The 19,693-nt window shown below is 65.6% G+C and carries 14 protein-coding genes; 6 read left to right on the top strand and 8 right to left on the bottom strand.

The features are described 5' to 3' along the window. Positions 1-89 precede the first annotated feature (89 nt). The gene (locus HNP48_RS23975) at positions 90-737 is read left to right on the top strand and encodes a hypothetical protein (RefSeq protein ID WP_184861837.1); all 648 of its coding nucleotides are present in this window, start codon (positions 90-92) and stop codon (positions 735-737) included. A gap of 251 nt (positions 738-988) precedes the next feature. Here HNP48_RS23975 and HNP48_RS23970 read toward each other — a convergent pair whose 3' ends face one another. From HNP48_RS23970 to HNP48_RS23955, 4 genes are read right to left on the bottom strand one after another with little or no spacing between them, the layout of a single operon-like run. After that, complete coding sequence (locus HNP48_RS23970; RefSeq protein ID WP_184861835.1) at positions 989-2,893, bottom strand: glycosyltransferase family 39 protein; 1,905 nt, start codon at positions 2,891-2,893, stop codon at positions 989-991. An 11-nt stretch (positions 2,894-2,904) separates the two neighbouring features. Then, positions 2,905-4,764, bottom strand: a complete 1,860-nt coding sequence (locus HNP48_RS23965) for a glycosyltransferase family 39 protein (RefSeq protein ID WP_184861833.1) — start codon at positions 4,762-4,764, stop codon at positions 2,905-2,907. Continuing rightward, positions 4,764-5,138, bottom strand: a complete 375-nt coding sequence (locus HNP48_RS23960; protein WP_184861831.1) for a GtrA family protein — start codon at positions 5,136-5,138, stop codon at positions 4,764-4,766. The genes HNP48_RS23965 and HNP48_RS23960 overlap by 1 nt, the downstream gene beginning before the upstream one ends. Before the next feature lie 35 nt (positions 5,139-5,173). Next, entirely contained in the window at positions 5,174-6,265 is a 1,092-nt protein-coding gene (locus HNP48_RS23955) for a glycosyltransferase family 2 protein (protein WP_184861829.1), read from the bottom strand. Between the two features lie 133 nt (positions 6,266-6,398). Between HNP48_RS23955 and HNP48_RS23950 the strand changes: the two genes are divergently transcribed. Continuing rightward, positions 6,399-6,818, top strand: coding sequence for a hypothetical protein (locus HNP48_RS23950; protein ID WP_221480324.1), 420 nt, complete (start codon positions 6,399-6,401; stop codon positions 6,816-6,818). Between the two features lie 22 nt (positions 6,819-6,840). Here HNP48_RS23950 and HNP48_RS23945 read toward each other — a convergent pair whose 3' ends face one another. Further along, the gene (locus HNP48_RS23945; protein ID WP_184861825.1) at positions 6,841-10,251 is read right to left on the bottom strand and encodes a hypothetical protein; all 3,411 of its coding nucleotides are present in this window, start codon (positions 10,249-10,251) and stop codon (positions 6,841-6,843) included. A gap of 131 nt (positions 10,252-10,382) precedes the next feature. After that, positions 10,383-10,973, bottom strand: coding sequence for a DUF4865 family protein (locus tag HNP48_RS23940; RefSeq protein ID WP_184861823.1), 591 nt, complete (start codon positions 10,971-10,973; stop codon positions 10,383-10,385). Positions 10,974-11,090: 117 nt separating this feature from the next. Here HNP48_RS23940 and HNP48_RS23935 point away from each other — a divergent pair, with 117 nt between their 5' ends. From HNP48_RS23935 to HNP48_RS23925, 3 genes are all read left to right on the top strand, one after another. After that, entirely contained in the window at positions 11,091-11,993 is a 903-nt protein-coding gene (locus HNP48_RS23935; RefSeq protein ID WP_184861821.1) for a LysR substrate-binding domain-containing protein, read from the top strand. A 79-nt stretch (positions 11,994-12,072) separates the two neighbouring features. Further along, positions 12,073-12,546 (top strand): hypothetical protein, encoded by a 474-nt coding sequence (locus tag HNP48_RS23930; RefSeq protein WP_184861819.1) that lies wholly within the window; start codon positions 12,073-12,075, stop codon positions 12,544-12,546. Positions 12,547-12,578: 32 nt separating this feature from the next. Further along, entirely contained in the window at positions 12,579-13,112 is a 534-nt protein-coding gene (locus HNP48_RS23925) for a toxin (RefSeq protein ID WP_184862081.1), read from the top strand. Positions 13,113-13,209: 97 nt separating this feature from the next. Here the strand turns inward: HNP48_RS23925 and HNP48_RS23920 are convergent, their stop codons facing one another. Then, the gene (locus tag HNP48_RS23920; protein ID WP_184861817.1) at positions 13,210-13,776 is read right to left on the bottom strand and encodes a hypothetical protein; all 567 of its coding nucleotides are present in this window, start codon (positions 13,774-13,776) and stop codon (positions 13,210-13,212) included. A gap of 225 nt (positions 13,777-14,001) precedes the next feature. Beyond that, positions 14,002-14,496 carry a hypothetical protein gene (locus HNP48_RS23915; RefSeq protein ID WP_184861815.1) on the bottom strand — a complete coding sequence of 165 codons (495 nt, stop codon included), beginning with the start codon at positions 14,494-14,496 and terminating at the stop codon, positions 14,002-14,004. Between the two features lie 949 nt (positions 14,497-15,445). On the opposite strand from HNP48_RS23915, the gene HNP48_RS35685 reads away from it, so the two are divergent. Further along, positions 15,446-19,690, top strand: a complete 4,245-nt coding sequence (locus HNP48_RS35685) for an RHS repeat-associated core domain-containing protein (protein ID WP_311773856.1) — start codon at positions 15,446-15,448, stop codon at positions 19,688-19,690. Positions 19,691-19,693 lie beyond the last annotated feature (3 nt).

Below are 19,693 nucleotides of genomic sequence, written 5' to 3'. Positions count from 1 at the left end.
TCGCGCCGGGATACGCTATGTTCGCTGCCGGAGGGGGATGCCGGGTGCTCGCTTCTTGCACGCACTCTGGCCGTGAATGACAGACAACAATGAAGGAAACTTTTGTGAACCGACGTTTTGGGTTGGCGGTGATTGCCTGCGCCGTTCTTGCCGGATGCGCTGCACCCAACCAGCATCTTTTTTCTGCCGACAAGCCCCTGGTCGGTCCGGATACCGGGCTGCTGCTGGCGACGCTGGGTTACACGGTGCCGCAAGACCCGGGCCTGGCGGCCAACCCGCCTTCGCTGACGCTTGGATTTCGGAGTGCCGACCCTGCGAACCCGGAGCTGTCGTACATCAACACCACCGGCCCGTCCCGCCGGGTCACCGGCGGCTTTACCGACTGGCCCGCGGCCGTGCGCACTTCGGGAGGTGACACCCGGCTTCTGATCGGGTATCGCATGAAGCCCGGCAGGTATGTCTTCACCGAGCAATACGTGTACATCGGGGGCTACTACACCTACACGGCCAAGCCGCCCATGGCAGGACCGAAAGAGTTCGTGATCAAGGCCGGTGAGGTGACTTATGTGGGCTCACACACCGCGCGCCTTCTCGCAGGTACGAATGTCTTCGGCCGCACGGTGCCGTCTTCCGCGGCCGTCTGGGTCAGCAACGACCTGCTGGCCGACCTGGACCTGCTGCACAGCCTGCGGCCCGAAATGCGCACGGTGCTGGTCAACAACGCGCTCAGGCGCTGAGCCGGGGGGCATGGCTCAGCGCCATGCCCTTCATCCGCGGGTCGCCTTGGTTGTCCGCACACGGTCACAGCGCTTTTGGCCCGGCTCCAGCCCCCTGCGCCGCATGCGCGTTCATAACCATCGAGGTCATGCAGAGGGGGCGAGAAGAACTCGAACGGTGCCAGGATCTGCCGCCGCGGCCGGCCGCATCGCAAAGGCGCAGTGTGCCTCGAAGCCAACGCCTGTTTCGCTTCGCGCGAACCCGGGCTCATCTATGGCCCGTCCCCGCTCGCCAGCCGGGTCGCCTCCGGTATCAGCGCCTCGTTGCAAAGCTGCCGGCCCTGCACGGGCAGCAGCAGGAACTGGTGTTCCTGGCCCGTCAACTGGCCGGGGAACAGGGCGCACAGCGCCTTGCTGCCCGCCTGCGCGCTTGCTTCGTCGGCAAAGCTGAGCCTTGCGCGAAAACCCGACAGCAGCATGTCGGGCCGCCGGTAGGCCTGCACGACGTCAGGGCGCTCGGTGCTGACCAATTCGTCAAGCCGCGCCTGGGCCTCGGGGGGCAGTCCCGTGATCACCAGCTTGCGGCCGGTGCCGATGGTGGGCGTCCAGCCCGACAGGTGCACCTGGCGGCCCACGACGGTGATCTCGTCGATGGACCCCGCGTACCCGTGGGCCATGGGCGGGAGGGGTTTGCCCAGCTGCAGGACGGCGCCGGCATTGACCAGGTGGGATCGCACCGCGTCATCCTGCTGCCCGGGCGGAAGGCTGGTGAGCGGCACCAGGCACAGGCACTTCTCGCTCCATACCCGGATGCGCGCGCGCTCGGCGGCATCGGCCGGTGCGGCACGCAGCAGGGCCGGCCGCGCATGGGGCTTGCCCGGCTCGAGGATCCACTGCGCTGCATTCGCGTTCATGATCATCGAGGTCATGGAGATGGGCGAGAAGAACTCGAACGGCGCCAGGATCTGCCCCGCTGGCGGCTGCATGGCGAAGGCGTAGTGCGCCTCGAACATGGCGTCAATGGGGCGATCATGCGCGCGCTGGGCCAGCGACTGCTGCGCCGCCGCCGCCACGAAGACAAGCAGGGCCGCCGTCTTCCAGCGCGCCAGGGGCGCGGGCCACTTCAGCGACCACAGCACGCACGCGGCGGCCCAGGGCACCCAGAGAAAGCGCGTGTAGACCATCCAGTCCGCATAGTCCTGTACCGCGAACAGCAGCGGAAAGACCACGACCACGGTCGCAGCCCCCAGCCCCACCAGCATGCGGGGGCGTGCCGGGGCAGGCTGTGCCAGCACGCCCGCCACGGCGCAGGCCAGGCACAGCGCGCCCGCCGCCACGCCCAACACGCCAGTGCCCAGCAGGCCATCGGTCAGCACGCGCGCCAGCTCGCCGGCAAAGGCCAGCACGGCGCGCCAGCTGTCCAGGGCGTGCCGGTGGTATCCGCCCACGCCTGAAAAAACGGCGATGCGAAGTGCCGCGTACGCCAGTGCCACGGCCAGCGCCGGGCCCGCAAAGCGCCAGCGCGCCCAGCCGCGGGGCGAGCCCGCAGGCAGCGGCAGCAGCAGGTACAGGGCGATCCAGGGGACGTAGACCTCCTTGCACAGGGTCGACAGCAGGTAGAACCCCGCGGCCAGCAAGGCCCAGCGCCACTGCGCTTTCTGCACGGCATGGACATAGGCCCACAGGCCCAGGCAGGCGAACAGCATCCCGTCCAGGTAGTGCCCCACCATCAACTGCTGGGCCATGTGGACCGCAGGGGCCCCGATCAACAGCAGCGCCGCGGGCACAAGCGCCTGCCAGCGCCCGAGCCAGCGGCGCAGCAGCAGGTACAGCGCGCCCGCAGCGCCGACCAGCGACAGCAGGTGGTGCACGTAGTAGGGCAGGGGGTTGAGGCCGAAGAGCGCGTGGTTGACCTGGTAGACAAACAGGTTCCAGGGCGCGAACTGGTTGCCCGAGACGGTGCGCGTCACCTGCGGGTCCAGGAAAACCGACCAGGGGCTGTACAGGCCGAGGAAGAAAAGATGCTGGCCATCATCCCAGCGCCAGAAGCCTTGCAGGGCGCTGCCGTGCACCGCAAACGCCAGCAGGCACAGCGCGCCCAGCACGGCCAGATCGGCCGCCCAGGCGGGTTTGTTGGGTTGGGTGGGTTGGGTGGGTTGGGCGGGAGGGATCGTCATGCGCTGCTGTGTCATAGCGGGCGTGTCCTGGCCGGCATCAGCGCGTTCTGGCAGCGCGTCCCGCCTTCGATGGGCAGCATCAGGAAGTGGTGCTCCTGCCCCGGCAACTGGCCGGCCACCACCGCGCACAGGCTGGCGGCGGCGGCCTGGGCGGCCTCTGGGCTGGCAAAGCGCAGCGTGGCATGGAAGCCCGCGTCCTGCATGTCGGCGCGGCCGTGCGCGCTGGCCACATCGGGCCGCTGCACGCCTTCCAGGGTCACGGGCGGTACGCCGGCAAAGCCCGTCAGGAACAGCTTTCTGCCAGCGCCCAGGGTCGGCGTCCAGCCCCGCACGTGCACCACGCCGCCTTCGGTGGTGATGGCGTCGATGGCACCGCCCCAATCGTTGGCGATGTAGGGCAGGGGCTGGCGCAGCGGTGCCGCGATGGCCTGGTCGTCCAGCTGCGCGTGCAGTGCGGCCTGCTGCTGTGCGGGGGGCAGTGTGTCCAGTGGCGCAAGGCACTGGCAGCCCTCCTGCCAGACGCGGATGCGCGCTCGCTCGCCGGCATCGGCGGGCCAACGGTGCAGCAGGGCGGGGTGGGCGTGCGCCCGCCCGGGCTCCATGCGCTCGCGCGCCGCCAGGGCACTCATGGCGACCGCGGCCATGTACCCCGGGGTGTTGAACTGCACAGGCAGCAGCACCTGGCCGGCCGGCGGCTGCAGGGCAAAGCCGTAGTGCGCGTCGAACATGGCCTCGATGGGGCGGTCATGCTGGCGCTGCACCCAGGCCTGCTGGCCCGCTGCGGCGATGAAAACCAGCAGCGCCAGCGCATGCCAGCGCGCCAGGCGCTGCGGCCAGGGCAGGCACCACAGCACGCACAGCGCGGCCCAGGGCACCCACAGCAGGCGGGCGTGGAGCTGCCAGTCCAGCCCCGGCCGCGCCACGAACAAAAGCGGAAAGCCGACCACCGTGATCGCCGCGGCAAAGGCCGCCAGGGCCTTGAGGCGGGCCTGCGGCGGCTGCGTGGCCAGGTGGGCAAGCGCACAGGCTGCGCACAGCGCCGTGGCCAGCAGCCCCAGCAGGCCCGGGCCCACCAGCCCCTGGCTCAGCATGCGGGCCATGGCGCCGAGCACGCCGGGCACATCGTGCCAGCCGGTCAGCGTGCTGGGCTGGTAGCCGCCCGCGCCCGAGAACACCAGAACGCGCACCGCCGCATAGCCCAGCGCCACGGCCAGCGCGGGCAGGGCGTAGCGCCAGCGCTGCAACCACGGCATGGGGGCGGTTGCGGCGCCCAGCGGCATGAACAGCGCCAGCGCGATCCACGGCACATAGACCTCCTTGCACAGCGTGGACACCAGGTACAGCACGGCCGCCAGCCAGGCCCAGCGCCATTGCCTGCGCTCCAGGGCGCGCAGTTGCGCCCACAGCGCCAGGCAGGCAAATGCCAGCCCATCCAGGTAGTGCCCCACCATCAGCTGCTGCGCCATGTGGAAGGCCGGCACACCCGCCACGAGCAAGGCCGGCGCCAGCAGCGCGCGCCAGGGCTGCAGCCACTGGCGCAGCAGCAGGTACAGGGCCCATGCGGCCAGGGCCAGCGACAGCAGGTGGTGCAGGTAGAAGGCCTGCGGCGCCATGCCGAACAGGGCGCTGTTGAGCTGGTAGATGAACAGGTTCCAGGGCGCGAACTGGTTGCCCGATGCGGCGCGCGTCACCTCGGGGTTGAGGAACACCGACCACGGCGTGTACTGCGTGGTGTTGAACAGGTGCGTGCCGTCGTCCCAGCGCCAGTTGGCGTGCAGCGCGCTGCCATGCAGCACAAAGACCAGCAGTGCCAGCAGGCACAGGGCGATGAGGTTCTGGCGCCAGCCAGCCTGTTGCGATGACGGGCCCATCAGCGCACGCGGTAGGTGAAGAACCGGTGGCCCAGGTAGCTGAAGGCCGGGATCACCGTCACCACCAGCGCGATGCCTATTGCATAGTGGCCGCCGGCCTGCTCCACCACCCAGGTGATGCAGGTGCTGACCACGCCGCCGGCACCCGCCACCAGGCCAAAGCGCCAGGCGGTGGCCGCGCTCAGCCGCTGGCCAAAGCTCAGCAGCGTGTTGGCGGTGTACGAAAACATGGTGGCCACGGCAAAGGCCACCACATTGGCCACGGGCGGCCGTGCGCCCAGCAGCTCGATGCAGAAGGTGGCAACGCACACATGCGTGAGGGTGGACAGCACACCGATCAGCGCGAATCCGATCAATGACCGAGAAGTGTTCATGAAAGCAGGCAAAAGGAAAAAAGCGCGCGCCCTGGTCAGGGGGCGTCGCGGTGGTGCGGGGGCTGCGCGGCGCCGCCATCGGCCTCCTCGCGCACGATGTAGACGGGGCGTCCCTTGGACTCCATGTAGACCCGGCCCAGGTATTCGCCGATCACGCCCAGGCCGATGAGCTGCAGCCCGCCCAGGAACAGCACCACCGTGATCAGCGAGGCATAGCCCGGCGCATCGCGCCCGAACAGCAGCACCTGGCCCACGATCACCAGACCGTAGGCAAAGGCCAGCAGCGCGACTGCCAGGCCCAGGTAGGTCCAGATGCGCAGCGGCACGGTAGAAAACGAGGTCAGCCCCTCCACCGCCAGGTTCCACAGGCTCCAGCCCGAGAATTTGCTGTCCCCGGCCGCGCGGGCCGGCCGGGCGTAGGGAATCGTCGCCTGGCGAAAGCCCACCCAGGCGAACAAGCCCTTCATGAAGCGGCGCCGCTCGGGCAGGCGCTTGAGCGCATCCACCACCTGGCGGTCCATGAGCCGGAAGTCACCCACATTGGGCGGAATGCGTGAGTCGGAAATGCGGTTGTGCAGCCGGTAGAACCACTCCGAGGTCTTGCGCTTGAGCACATGGTCGGCGCTGCGGTCCGTGCGCTGGGCCAGCACCACGTCAAAGCCCTGCTGCCACAGCCGCACCATCTCCAGGATCAGCTCGGGCGGGTCCTGCAGGTCGGCGTCGATGGGCACCACCGCCGCGCCCAGCGCATGGTCGATGCCTGCGGTCAGCGCCGCCTCCTTGCCGAAATTGCGCGACAGGTCGACCACCCGCAGGCCCGGCACCGTGGCGCGCAGCGTCTGCAACCGCGCCAGCGTGCCATCGCGGCTGCCATCGTTCACGCACACGATCTCGAACGCCAAGCCGGTCTGCGCCAGCACCGGTACCAGTTGCGCAAAAAAGAGATCCAGCGTGGCCTCTTCGTTGAACATGGGGCAGACCACGGACAACAGGGCAGGGGCGCCGCTGCGATCAACAGCGGGCCGGCTTGGCGAAGGGGAAGAAAAAGTGGTGTCGTTCAATGGGACTTCGGGTGGGCATGCCCAGAGTGTCACAAAGTGTTGCGGGCGGCGCAGTGCGCGAACCATTGAAGATACACCATGCGGCATACTGGCCAGGGCAAGCGGCACCGGTCACGCGTGATGGTGATCACCCCCCACTTTCCTTTCGCCCCCGCGTCGGCACCCCGGCAACGCCGCTGCGCGCGGCACCATGATCGCCATGCAAGCCCCCTTCATCCTCAGCAGCCACCGGCGCATTGCCATCACGCCCCAGGGCTGGTTCGACGGCATCGGCCGGCTTGATGCCAAGCGCGGCGAACTCGACATCGGCATCAACCACCTGGGCGAGGGCGGGCTGGCCTGGCTCCTCGATGCCTGGGGCTTGTTCTACGCACTCACCTGGCAAGGCCGGCAGCCCAGATCCCTGGGGCAGTGGCTGGGCCTGTCGCGCCAGCGCGAGCGCTATGCCATTGCGGCGGCCCGGCCCATCACGGCGGGCGAGCTGCTGCGGTTGATGGAGGGCTACACCGAGCAGGCCGAGGAGGTCCCGCATACCGCGGACCTGCGCGGCGAGTTGCAGGCGCTACCGCGGGATGCGGTGGTTGACGAGGCCTTCATGCGCAAGTACCTGGGTGCGTGAACCTGCCAAAGATGCTGCCGCATCAGTCTCGCCAATAGGGCTGGGCCCAGTCCAGCGGTAATTCGCCCTGCTCCGCCTCGAACAGGGCGAGGGATGTGTTGAGCAGGTCGCGTGGCTGGGTCGGGTGCTGACCTTCGGGCGTGCGGGTCACCGCGCCGCGCAGCGTCCACATCGTGCGGTCCACCAAGGTTGCCGCAGCCTCTTTCTCGCCGGCCTGGCGTGACCAGTGGGCACAAGCACCAGTCGGGGGTGGGTCGAGGGGATAGAACTTGCTGTCGTACCCGATCGCCAACTTGCTGCCTTCCTGCAGCAGGGGTGCACCTGCGGGCAGGCCCAGCAAGATGCCGGTGGCGCCCAGTTCACACAGGCTGCGGGCTTGCCATCCTGCATTGCCGATGCGCCGGGCCTGCCGCGCCAGTTGTTCCAGCTGCGTGGTGCTCAGCAGGGGCTGGCTCTGGTGGGGCTGCAGCGACCGCATCCAGCTGGCAAACAGGCCGACCAGTGCCCGCCGCTCGTAGGAGGACGCGGCAGCCTCGAAGTAAGTGCCGTTGGCTGCCAGCTCGCGCAGGGCCATGTCCTTCCAGGTCGCTGCTGCTGCAGCACGCCCGGTGCCGGTGGTCCGCAGTACCTGGTCGAGGGCTTGAGCCTTGGCGGTGCCTGGGGGCAGTGCCTCGAAGGCGGACTGGGCTGCCCGGGGACCCATGCCAGGGGCCTTGTGGGCCCAGATCGCCGCCTCGACACGTGCATCGAGGCCCTGGGTCTGGTGCCCTGCGGCCAGTGCTCCGGGCCGCAGGTAGGGTTGGGTTGCCGTTGCCAGCGCCTCTTCCAGCGATCCGGCGGCTACGAATTCCTGGGCTACCAGGCCCAGCTGCATACCAGCGAAGCTGAAATCCACGGGAGCCTGCCGTGGGCTGTTGCCGCCCAGCACGGTATCGAAGCCTGCGCGCGCCGCAACCAGTGCTTGCCTGACCTTGGTGGTGGGCTCGCCTGCTGCGGCATAGACCCGCGCCACGGCAAGCAGGGCCTGGGCACGATCCTGTGGCCGGTCGATGGCCGATGCCGCCGCATGCGCGGCCGACAACAGGGCCGAGTCGGGCCGGCCCGTGCCGGCCTCCACACGTGCCTGCGCTAGCATCAGCTGGATGCGGGTGACTTCCGCCATGCGACCTTGCGCGTTGGCCAGTGTGGCCAGCCTGGTGCGCGCGGCGGCCCGGTCTCCGGCCTCGGCCTGGCGCTCGGCCCACCGGATCTGAAACCCCTGGCCCAGGCTGCGCCCTGCCGCCCACTCGACCAGCATGTCCCACTGGCCCGCTTCCAGCATCGCGCTGGCAATGCCTTCGTTTCTTGGTGCCGCGTTCACGACGTCGCCTGGCGGAGTTGGCAATCGGTAGCTCTTGGCCTGCTCCAACAGCGAGCGCGCCTGCTGGACCTGCCCGCACCGCATGTGCGCAGCTGCCAGGGCACCAAAGCGCGCAAAGGCGAACGACTCCGAAGGCTTGGGAATCTGCACGTGCGGGTAGGCCCGCCGGTCCATCCAGTAGGCAGCCCGTCCGGCGTCGCACAGGCCTTCCAGCGCCTGCCGCTGTATGGCGTCCCAGCGCACATCGTTCCACTGCTCGTTGCCGGGCGGTTTGGCCAAGCCTTGGGCGGGAGTCGGGTTGCCCGCCGCAGCATGCGCAAGTGCCAAGGCCAGCCGGGTCGCCCCGGCGTCGAAGAAGGAGCCGGACGTTCGCTCGAATGCTGCTTCGGCCTTGGCCAGCATTGCGCGCGCCTGTTCGGTGTCTCCTTTTTGGGCAAGGGCCTGTGCGATCCGTGCGAACGCATGAGTCTGGGCTGTGGGCGGTGAGTAATAGCTCCACTCTTGCTTGCCGCGGGGGGAGTCTGGCACCTGCCGAACCTCCTCGGGTTGGCGCAACAGCGCCAACGCGTTTGCCGCGGCCTCCAGCCGGCCCGCCCGGGCATGGGTCTCGCCCGCGGCTGCCAGTATCTCCGCGGCACTGAGTGCGTCGCTGGCTTTCAATTGCTCAGAGGCGCTGCTCGCCAGGTCTGCAAAGCCCATGCGCGCCAACTCGGGACCTACGCGCTTGAGCGCATTCAGGGTGGTTTGGACTGAATAGGTCGGTGCCACGCGCTGCGCGTGGACCAGCGCGGCCTTGGCATGCACCTCGGCACGCGCCTTGTCCCCTGCGCGCAGCGCTGCCTGCGCGCGCAGCAACTCCGGCAACGCAAAGTGCGGATTGGGCAGGTTGAACCCAGACTCCTTGGCGAACAGTTCCTCGATGGCTGGTTTGGCCACACCCGGCTGGCGCGTCTCCAGTGCTGCCACCGCAGTAGCACGCAGCAAGAGCTCACGGCTGCTCTGCTCATTGAGCGCCAGGGGCAGGGCGAAGGGCATCAGGCAGGTGGGTGTCGGCTGCTGCAGGCACGCCTCATACCGTGCACGGGGGGTGGCTTGGCGCTCTGCATCCGTCAGGGCGGCAACGGCCGGGCGGGCCAGCGCGCGGTGCGGCAGCGGCGGCGCCATGGCCTCGTCGATCCAGGGGCAGGCCAGCAGCTCCTTGGTTTCAGAGGGCAGCGGATCGGCCCCAGGCAGGCCCTTGCGCTCGCGCTCGTACACCTCCCAGAAGGGCGTGTAGTCCATGGGGGCGTTGATGATCCGCACGCGCCGGCCCTCCAGCGTGATCCACCCCTGGTCGCCGGCCGTCACCAGTTGCGCCAGGCGCGCCTCGGGGTTCAGCGACTGGTAGCCCCCCACGGCAAGCTGCTGCAGTGCAGGGGCGCTCACATGCGCGCCCTGCACGCCGAACAGCATGCGGATGCGGATGATGTCGGACAGGGGCTGTTGCACCACGCGGTCGGACTTGCCCGCTTCGGTCGCGGGTTCTATGGTCGTGGTCATGCCCGGCAGGCGCCGCCGCCAGCGGTAGTCGCTGTGGGCATGGTCCGCAATCGCCACCAGGCGGCCTGCTGCGTCTTGGTAGCGGTGAAACCCCACCGGCTGGCCCCGGCAGTAGTACTCCACCGACTGCACCGCCCCATCGGGCCACAGGGTGCGCAGCACCCCGTGCCGCCGCGACTTCTGGAAGTCCACGGTGGCATGCACTGTGCCCTCGCGCAGGTAACGCGACTCCACGGTGACGGCATCGTCCGCGATGCGTGCGTGGTAGGTCTTGCCCGATCCCTCGCAGCGGTACTCCGCCAGCGGATGGTGGTTGTCCGATCGCAGCCGCTGCAGGTGGTAGGCCAGCTTCTCATGCACCAGCAATCGGGACCCCCGGCGCTGCCGGCTTTCGGGTGACTCATCGTCCAGGCACTCGGCCGCGGGCAATTCCTGGGCGATGGGGGGCGGCTTGGGCAAGGAGGCAGTGGACGGCAGCGACAGTGTGAGCAAGGCCGCAGCAGTCAGGCCCATGCGATGGATCTTGTTTTTCAAGCAGTACTCCCTCGGTGGTGGTGGTGTGGGAGCAAGTGTGGGTGCGCCTGCCCGCGCTAGACGAGCAGGGTGGCCGTGTTTCCCGGCGCCAAGCGGCAATATTCCTCACAAACAGCGGGAGACCCGATGGCCTAGGTCCGGGCGGCATCCCCCGTGCCGCTGCTGCGCACCCCCCGCGGTGCCGACAGGTACAGCAGCTCGAACACCCGCCCCGCGGCACTCGCCGGCGGCGGGCCCTGCCACAGCACCGTGCGGTTCACCTGCCAGCCCTGGGCATCCAGGCCCGCGAACACGCTGTGCACCACCGGCGCGCTGGCCAGCTCGGCAGCGGCATCACGCTCGTCGGCGGCGCGCTGCACCAGGTCCGTGGTGTCGGGCAGGTTCTCGAAGTACTGGGTGGCAAAGCGCGGCACCTGGCCGGCCGCCGGGCCCTGCAGGTGGGCTATGGGGTTCCAGCCATGCACCAGCGGGCGCCCGTATCGGGCCTGCACCGCTGCAAAGTCGGGCGAGGTGACAAAGCCGGCAGCGCCCGCAGGGTCGTCCCAAAGGTAAAAGGGAGCGTAGCGATTGGGTGCCGTGGCCGTGCGGCCGGCCAGCAAAAAGGCCTTCAGGTGCAGGTGGGGCAGGGCATCGAAGCGGCCGCCGATCTCCGGGATGCGGCGGCGCAGGGTGTCCATGTCGAAGTCATCGGGCAGGTCGAATCCGTATTGCATGGCAAGCATGTCAGGCGTCCTTCAAGGGTGGGGCAGGGTGGAAGTCCATGCACTGTAGAAAGCGCCATTGATTTAAACAATCGAATAGTTTTGATTTGATTGTTTAAAACGGCTAACCTATTGGTCATGCTGCTCGATCTGCCTTCCCTGCAAACCCTGGTCACCGCCGTCGAACTCGGCGGCTTTGGCAAGGCCGCCGAGCGCCTGCACCGCACGCCCGGCGCGGTGAGCCTGCAGATCAAGGCGCTGGAAGAGCGCGTGGGCACGCCCCTGTTCCGCAAGCAGGGCCGCCAGCAGGCGCTGACCGAGGCGGGCGAACTGCTGCTGGGCCATGCGCGGCGCATCATTGCGCTCAATGACGAGGCCGTGCTCTCGCTGCAGGGCGCGCGCATGCAGGGCCGCGTGCGCTTCGGCATGCCGCAGGACTTTGCCGATGGCTGGCTGCCCGCCACGCTGGCCCGCTTCGCGCGGGCGCACCCTGCAGTGCGCATCGACATCCGCGTGGACCGCAGCAGCGCGCTGCTGGCGCAACTGCAGGCCGGCGAGATGGACCTGGTGCTGGCGTTTGGCGAGTCATACAGCGCGCAGCCAGGCGCGCAGACCGGTGCTCAAACGATTGCCCGCCTGCCCACACAGTGGATCGCGCAGCCAGACCTGCCGCTACCACCCGATGCATCTGTGCCCCTGCTGCTGCTGGAGCAGCCCTGCAGCTTTCGCCAGGCCGCCATCGCCGCACTAGAGCGCATGGGCCGGCCCTGGCACGTGGTGCTCACCAGCGCCAGCGTCTCGGCTATCTGGGCTGCCGCCCAGGCCGGGCTGGGCGTGGCACCCCGGGCCACGGCCCAGGTGCCCGCGGGCCTGGCCGCGGTGGGCAAGCCGCTGGGGCTGCCCGCGCTGCCGTCCGTGGGCGTGTCACTGCACCGCGACAGCGTGGGCGCTGCAAACCCCGCGGTGGAGCATTTGCAGGCGGTGGTGCAGGAAGTAGCGGCGGGGCAACTGGGGTCCGCTGCCTTACATTCAACGGCCTGACGCCGATTCCAAACCCTGGGCGTACCGGGGCAGCCGGCGCAGACCATTCCACAAGCAACCACCGGGAGGATAGAGACCCATGAAGTTCTTTGGATTCTTGAGCCTGTTCGGCGCCATCGTGGCCGCGCTGGTGCTGCTGACGGGCATGTTCACTGCCCAAAGCGCCCCGCAGGAGGCGGCCATTGCGGCGCTGGCCATCGCGATTGCGGTGATCCCGTATGTGTTCTTCCGCGTGCTCCAGGCCCTGCGGCAGACCGAAGACCTGGCCGCCATCCGCCGTTTGCTCGAAGCCCGCCCTGGCGGCCCGGGCGCGGCCGCGGCACAGGCGCCCCAGGTCGCCGCGCCGGTGCTGGTGGCCCCCGAGCCTGCTCCGCCACCACCTGCTGCCGAGGTGCTGCAAAGCGGGTCCATGGGCGTGGAGGGCTGGACCTGGCACCAGCTCAGCGATGGCAGCGTGCGCATCACCGATGCACACGGCTCCGACTATGCCTACCCCTCGGTGGCCGCCGCGCGCAAGGCCTTCACCTGGTGGCAGGGGCCCGGGGCGGCATGAATGAGCAACTGCCATCGTTCTTCCATGCCCGCATGCGCTGCGTAGTCGTCGGCACCAGTGGTGCCGGCAAGACCACCTTTGCCGCGGCACTCGCGCAGGCCACCGGCAGCCCGCACATCGAACTCGACAACCTGTACTGGGGCCCCGGGTGGGCTGCCGTGCCGCCCGCGCAGTTCGAGGCCAGCGTGCGCGCTGCGACCGAGGGCGAGCATTGGGTGGCCGACGGCAACTACACCGCCGTGCGCGAGCTGCTGTGGGGGCGTGCCACGCACATCGTGTGGCTCAACTATGGGCGCAGCATTGTGTTCCCGCGCGTGCTCTGGCGCACCGTGAGCCGCGGCCTGCTGAGGACCCAGCTGGCCCACGGCAACCGCGAATCACTGCGCATGGCGTTCTTCTCGCGCGACTCGGTGCTGTGGTGGTCGTACTCGACCTTTGCACGCAACCGGGTCAAGTTCGCAGGGCTGCGCCAGGACCCGGCGTATGGCCACCTGCAATGGGTTGAACTCACGAAATCATCGCAGGCGCGGGAGTTCATCCAGCGGCATGCCTCCCACGCGGCATAGGGCCCACCCGGCGCTGCCTCAGATCGAATCACCACCGCATGCCAGGGCCAGCCCGAAGGGAAGAAAGCCTGCAGCCCAGCGCATTGGGGCTTGCCCATCAGCACTTCAAGGAGTCCAGCGGCCACCCATGGTCCTTGCATCCTGCCAAGCCAGGGAAGCCGCCGCAACGCAGTGCGCGGTCAATGTGCTCCAGGAACGTCTCCGCCTCCGACGAGTTGTTGAGAGGTGGGTCCATCGCTGCCGAAGGAACCGAAACCGAGTACGGCGGGCCGCCGCTGGTGTTTGCCTTGTGCAGTTCGTCTGGCGCAACAACGATCTGGAATGGAAGGTCGTACTCAAGGCGACCTCCCTCATCGTCCTCAAGGTGGTAGAGCGCGAGAGACGCCGGAAACACGATCAGTTGATCGGGGCACTGGGCCGGCTCTTTCCAATCGGGATGTGAGCCTGAGAGATCAACGCTCCCCACGCGAAGCCAGAACAATGCAAGTGCTTCAGGAACGGGCCCAACCTCCCGCGAAATCCTGTCGATCACCTCCGCCGCGCGCGGGTCGGGGCCTGGGAGCACCGCTTCTGGCCGGTCAAAGACGTAGCCACATTCACTGAGGCGACGGATCAGACCCGAGAGTCTTGCACCGAGCTCGTCAATTTGGGACTGCAGTGACATGTCTTCTGTCCACTGATGGCTGGCGAATCTCACTGGGCTGTTGGAAGCGGACGCTCATGCCTGCCATTGTCACCTTGGGTATCGATCTGACAACCAGACGGTGGTGGGGTCAGGTCTTGGCATGCTTGCGCCCCCAGCCCACAGAACAGCAGCTTTCCTCCACCATCAAACTGGGCCATGTGTTGGCGGGGGCTTCCCTCGCGAGGCAGCGCACCGCCCCCTTCATCAGATCGAATCATCATTGTGCTGCGCCCACACCGGCGCCGCCGCCTCGTGCGATTCGACCCCGCGAAAGAACGCATCGCCCAGCACCTTGTAGTCCGCCGTGCCCGGCCCCTGCCAGCCCATGAACTTGGGTCGGTGCACAGCAAAGCCGTCGGGTGACTGCGCGTTGCGGTAGGGCACGGCCATGGTGAGCGTGGTGGCAGATGGCTTGGCGTACGAGCGCACCACGATGATCAAGGCGTCCGTGCGGCCCGAGGGCAGGGTGATGAAACCGTCGTACACCATGGCCGCACGCTCCGCCTGGCCCGGGTTCTGGTCCAGGTAGTCCTGCGCCTGGGCCACGCCTTCTTCGAGTTGGTCGGCCGCAAAGCGCAGCATGTTGCGCCCATAGGCCGCCGACTCCTGGGCCAGCATGGGCGTCAGGGGCTCCCCCTCGGCCACGCACCAGATGCCGTGCGCGGCAAAGAAACCTGCGAGTTCGATGGCGCGTTCCATGGGGGCTCCTTCTTTCTCGGTGGGCAGATTGGGACATTCTGCATGAGGAGACGCAGCGTGGCCTTGTACCTCAGTCTTCGCAACCTGCTGCGCGGCCCAACGCGACGGCACAGTCTCACTCATGGTGTTTTGGCTCAAGGGGCTGACCTCGCCTCAGCTCATAGCCGACCCGTGCGAGATTGTCATGCGGGCCTCCTGCCCTGTCAGCCTGAAGCTGGATTTGTGACTGAGCGAGCACGGCCATTGATTGTGATCTGCGCAGCGCAGCAGGGTGTAGAGCAGGGCGGGTCACGGGGATTCCCCATGCTGCATGCTCCAGGTCGGCTGAAGTGCTGGTCTGCTGCCCTTTTCATTTCAACTGCCTTTTGAAGACTCTCCCGAGAGGCTGCTTGCTGTTCGCGCTGGCTTGTTTCAACTCTGCTCACCTAAATGGGTGATGTTTTTAAGCTGCATTTTCTATGCTTTTAACATTTTGTTGCGCTGAGTTCGTGGGATTGAGCAGGTTTGCTTGAGGACTGGGTAAAGTACAGCCGCGCGTCGTGCGTCTCTCCTTGAGTGGATGCGCGGTCTGATGATTTTTCGAGTTATATAAAATTTCTGCTTGGGAGGGACTGTGAATAGTCGCTATTTTGTTCTGTTTGCGCTTTTGCTGTGTGCTCATGCTGGGGGGCATGCGGCCGATGTGGTAATTAGGAAAAATCCGAACATTTACTACACAACTGCTAGTGGAATTAGCCATTGGACTACCAAGTACAGAACCTTGACGGCCGCATTTGCTGATGTCAGGGCAAAATATGCTACTTATAATTCGCCGAACATAACATATGAAGCTTTCGATGTAAGGCCGGAGCCAGGCTATCCCGTTTACAACGGAGTGGCCACATCGTATGTGTGGGATGTTCGTCGCACAATATATCAAAATTCGGATGTATCGACGACCAGAGAGATTATGGCGCATGCCGAGTGTGATCAGGAGGGTGTGACCTATCCTAGTGGCCGGCAATGGTTTTTGATTGAGGACAATCAGAAAAAAGAGTGGCGATGCGAAAGGTATGTTGAGGTGAAGCCTTCACCGCCACCTCCAACGTTTCCCTCAAACAATAGCTCTGGAGGAGGGAATCCGGGGGGTAATACCTGCCCGGCAAGAGGAGGTCCAAGTAAGCCAGGGCCTGCGTTTGATTTTTCCAATGCTAATTTTTCAAAGACTGATGGCGGATCAGTAGGAAATCCTATTTCCCCTGCTACGGGGGATAAGATCCAGGCTGAAGTAGACCATTCCAGTGGGGCTGTTTATGGCCTCCAGATGATCCGGCTATTTCACAGCAGCTGGGTCAAAGATGCTGGCAACGAGAATTCAGGATTGGGGCTTGCGTGGCGCCATAATCACAATTCTTTTTTGAGAAAAGTTAGTGAGAACATCCTGCATGTGGATCTGCCAGGAGGTGAGCGAAATGTATTTGTGCGGGATACTTTTGGTCAAGATCCAGGCCCGTGGAGACTACTCAGTGGTAATAATTCTTTTAATTTCGCGGGAGATGAGTTCGAGCTGCGGAGGGCCTCGGATGGAGTGGTTTTTCTCTTTAAGAGCGGCTTACTGGATTCTGTTACTGAACGGAGTGGCCTGAAGGTTCAGTACACCTACAATGCGAGCAAGCAGCTTGTGCTGGTTCGCAACCATTTTGGCCGCACGCTGGAATTCACTTACGACGGATCGGGAAGGCTTGTCAGCGTTTTGCCATCTGACGGCGTCCCCATTGGCTATTCTTTTGATGCGAGTGGGCGGCTCCAAAATGTGACGTACGGTGATGGGACAAATAGGTCATATCACTATGAAGATAGCCTGAATGCGAATCTCCTTACTGGTGTAAGTATTCAGGGGCAGCGATTCTCTACATTTGCCTATGATCAGAAAGGCCTTGTGGTCAGCACAGAACATGCTGGCGGGGTCAATAAATATACGGTTTCATACCCAAGTCTTGGCTCTTCCGCTTCTGTTGTCGATCCCCTTGGTCAAAGTAGAACCTATAACTACAGTAGCAAAGGTGGTTATTTTGCAGTAATCGGTAGCAATTGGCATTCGGCAACCAGCAACTCGCAAGCCTATACCCGTGTCCAAAATGACCTTGGGCTGATCGAGCGCGAGGGCGACTTCAACAGCGTCTACACCACCTACCAATGGGACACTGCTCGCCGCTTGCCATTGAGCGTGACGGAGGCGTCTGGCCGACCGGAAGCGCGTACCACCACCACAACGTGGCATGCTGACCTGCCCCTGCCTGCTAGCGTTTCGTCGCCAGGGCGCACAACCAGCTATACCTATGACAATGCAGGCAATAGGCTCACCCGGAGCATTGCCGAAGCCAGTTCAGGCGGCTCGGCTCGTACGACCACGTGGACCTACAACGCTGCCGGACTTGTCGCCACGGAAACCGCCCCCAATGGTGGGGTAACGAGCTATACGTATGACGCATTGGGCAACGTCACGCAGAGCACCAATGCCGTAGGCCATGTGAGCGCGTTTACCTATGACATTGGAGGCCGGGTGCTTACTTATGCCGCTCCCAATGGACTGGTGACCGCCTATGCCTACGACGCCCGCGGCCGCATGCTGTCCCGCAGCAGCGCAGGGCAACTCACTACGCTCACCTATAGCCCGGGCGGTCAGGTGCTGACCGCCACGCTGCCGCACGGCCAAATCATCACCTACAGCTACGATGCGGCCCAGCGCCTCACTGGTTGGAGTGACAACCGGGGCAGCACGGGCAGCTATGTGCTCGACAACATGGGCAACCGTATCAGCGAAGAGGTGCGCGGTGGCCAGGGGCAACTGGTCTGGCAGCTCGCACGTACCATTAACAGCCTGAACCGTGTGACGAGCACCAGCGCTGCTGGCCAGAGTGTCAGCTACAAGTATGACTACAACGGTGATCTGTCTAGTGAAACAAATGGCCTGAACGAGACCACCAGCCAAGGCCTGGATGCCTTGCGCCGGGTCAAGAGCATCACCAATGCCGAGAACGCCACCGCTTCGCTGACCTATAACGCGCTCGACGCCGTCACCAGCGTCACCGACCCCAAGAGCGTCACCACCACCTACACCCGCGACGCCCTGGGCAACGCCACGTCGGAATCCAGCCCCGACAGCGGCAGCGAAAGCACCCAGTACGACGCCCTGGGCCTGCCCAGCAGCATCACCAATGCCCTGGGCCAGGCCACCACCATCACACGCGACCTGCTGGGCCGCCCGACCTCCATCGTGCACGCCGGTGGCACCACCACCCTGCGCTACGACCAGACCCCGGCGAGCAAGGGCTACCTGAGCGAGATCGAAGACGCCAGCGGTACCACCACCTACCAGCGCGACGTGCACGGCCGTGTGGTGAGCCAGACCCAAAAGCTCATCAACAACGACACCCGCACCCTGGCCTACAGCTACCACCCCACCACGGGCCTGCTCGCCAGCACCACCTACCCGGGTGGCCAAGTGCTGCAAAACGTCTACGACGCCACCGGCCAGCTCACCGGCCTGACCTGGGCCGGCCAACCCTTGGTCAGCGGTATCACCTGGAGCCCCCTGGGCCAGCCCACCGGCTGGAGCTGGAGCCTGCCCGGCGGCGCAGCCGCCATCCCGGCCAGCCGCACGTACAACACCGCAGGCCAACTCACCAACACCGAGTTCAGCAGCTACACCTACGACGCCGCAGGCCGCATCACCAGCCTCACCCAGAGCCTGATGCAACCGGCCAGCACCGACGCGCAAGCGAACACCGTCACCCAGGCCCCCGCCACGTGGACCGTCACCTACAACCGCGCAGGCCGCATCACCGGCTTCACCAAACAGGTGGCAGCCGGCAATGCAGCCAACACCGTCACCTACACCTACGACGCCAACGGCAACCGCCTCACCAGCAGCCAACAGCGCGCAGGCACCACCACCAACCGCACCTACACCCTCACGGCCAACCGCCAGACCGGCTTCAGCCAGACCCAGACAGGTGCCAGCACCGCCAACACCAGCGTCACCTACCAGTACAACGCCGCTGGCGACCTGCTGAACGACGGCCTGCGCACGTTCCAGTACGACAGCCAGGAACGCCTGGAAAAAGTCACCACCGGCACAGGAATGGACGCCCCCAGCACCCAGTACGCCCACAACGCGCTGGGCCAGCGCGTGTTCAAGACCGAGCCGCTGTTCGCAAGCAGCAGTAGCGGATCAGGCACCGGCAGCACCACCAGCAGCAAAAACCTCAACAACATCCTGGCCGACCCCGAAGACCAGGAAGAGGAAGACAAAGGCTTCATCCAGACCGCCTACGAATTCTTCACCCGCCTGTGGAGCCCCGGCAGCAGCGACGCGCAAAAGCTCGGCTTCGCGTATGTCTACGGCCAGGACGGCACCCTGCTGGGCGAATACGGCATGGGCGGCAGCGCCAGCACCGGCACCACCCAATACATCTACCTGCCCACGGCCAACGGCCCCATGCCCATTGCCGCCATCGTCAATGGAACAGCTTATGCCGTGCACAGCGACCACCTGAACACGCCCCGAAAGTTGACACAGCCCGACGGCCAGGTGGCCTGGCAATGGGCATACAGTGCGTTTGGCGACGAACAACCCACGCTGGGCGCCAAGCGCTTCACCAACGAAACGACGAACCCCACCACGGGCAGCACCACGATCCCCGAGGTGACCTTTAACCTGCGCTACCCTGGGCAGTACTACGACAAAGAGAGCAACCTGCACTACAACTACTTCAGGAGCTACAGTGCGGAGCGGGGGCGGTATACGCAGGCGGATCCGATTGGGTTGGAGGGTGGGTTTAATCGGTTTGGGTATGTGGAGGGGAATGCACTAAATCAAGCTGATCCGAAGGGACTTCAACCCATACCAAAGCCAAGGCCGCCAGTTGGCGTGCCTTGGGGTGGTGCCGCAAATGACCCAATTTTTGGCGGCGGTAGTGGAGGTGGCGGTGGCTGTTATTGCGAAGAAATGAAAAAAATACTGGACCAATATTACTATGCGTATATAAGAATGCTATCGAGGCCAGATTTTCCGGCGATGGCGAAAGCGCAGGCGTGGGCTAGCTATCAGATACTGCGAAGGAAGTACATTGCAGATTGTGGTCCATATACTGAACCCTCTGCTCCATCGGAGCCTCCTCGGGATTTGATAGACGACTTCTACTCAAAGTGAGTT

The sequence above is a fragment of the Acidovorax soli genome (assembly GCF_014207955.1).
Classification (GTDB): Bacteria; Pseudomonadota; Gammaproteobacteria; order Burkholderiales; family Burkholderiaceae_C; genus Acidovorax; species Acidovorax soli_A.
This window is presented reverse-complemented; position numbering and strand designations above follow the sequence as displayed.

Coding starts and splice junctions, on each gene's coding strand:
- HNP48_RS23955 (WP_184861829.1), bottom strand. CDS start 6,265: ATGGTTCGCGCACTGCGCCGCCCGCAACACTTTGTGACACTCTGGGCA.
- HNP48_RS23975 (WP_184861837.1), top strand. CDS start 90: ATGAAGGAAACTTTTGTGAACCGACGTTTTGGGTTGGCGGTGATTGCC.
- HNP48_RS23915 (WP_184861815.1), bottom strand. CDS start 14,496: ATGGAACGCGCCATCGAACTCGCAGGTTTCTTTGCCGCGCACGGCATC.
- HNP48_RS23935 (WP_184861821.1), top strand. CDS start 11,091: ATGCTGCTCGATCTGCCTTCCCTGCAAACCCTGGTCACCGCCGTCGAA.
- HNP48_RS23965 (WP_184861833.1), bottom strand. CDS start 4,764: ATGGGCCCGTCATCGCAACAGGCTGGCTGGCGCCAGAACCTCATCGCC.
- HNP48_RS23960 (WP_184861831.1), bottom strand. CDS start 5,138: ATGAACACTTCTCGGTCATTGATCGGATTCGCGCTGATCGGTGTGCTG.
- HNP48_RS35685 (WP_311773856.1), top strand. CDS start 15,446: ATGGCGCATGCCGAGTGTGATCAGGAGGGTGTGACCTATCCTAGTGGC.
- HNP48_RS23970 (WP_184861835.1), bottom strand. CDS start 2,893: ATGACGATCCCTCCCGCCCAACCCACCCAACCCACCCAACCCAACAAA.
- HNP48_RS23920 (WP_184861817.1), bottom strand. CDS start 13,776: ATGTCACTGCAGTCCCAAATTGACGAGCTCGGTGCAAGACTCTCGGGT.
- HNP48_RS23940 (WP_184861823.1), bottom strand. CDS start 10,973: ATGCTTGCCATGCAATACGGATTCGACCTGCCCGATGACTTCGACATG.
- HNP48_RS23950 (WP_221480324.1), top strand. CDS start 6,399: ATGCAAGCCCCCTTCATCCTCAGCAGCCACCGGCGCATTGCCATCACG.
- HNP48_RS23925 (WP_184862081.1), top strand. CDS start 12,579: ATGCGCTGCGTAGTCGTCGGCACCAGTGGTGCCGGCAAGACCACCTTT.
- HNP48_RS23930 (WP_184861819.1), top strand. CDS start 12,073: ATGAAGTTCTTTGGATTCTTGAGCCTGTTCGGCGCCATCGTGGCCGCG.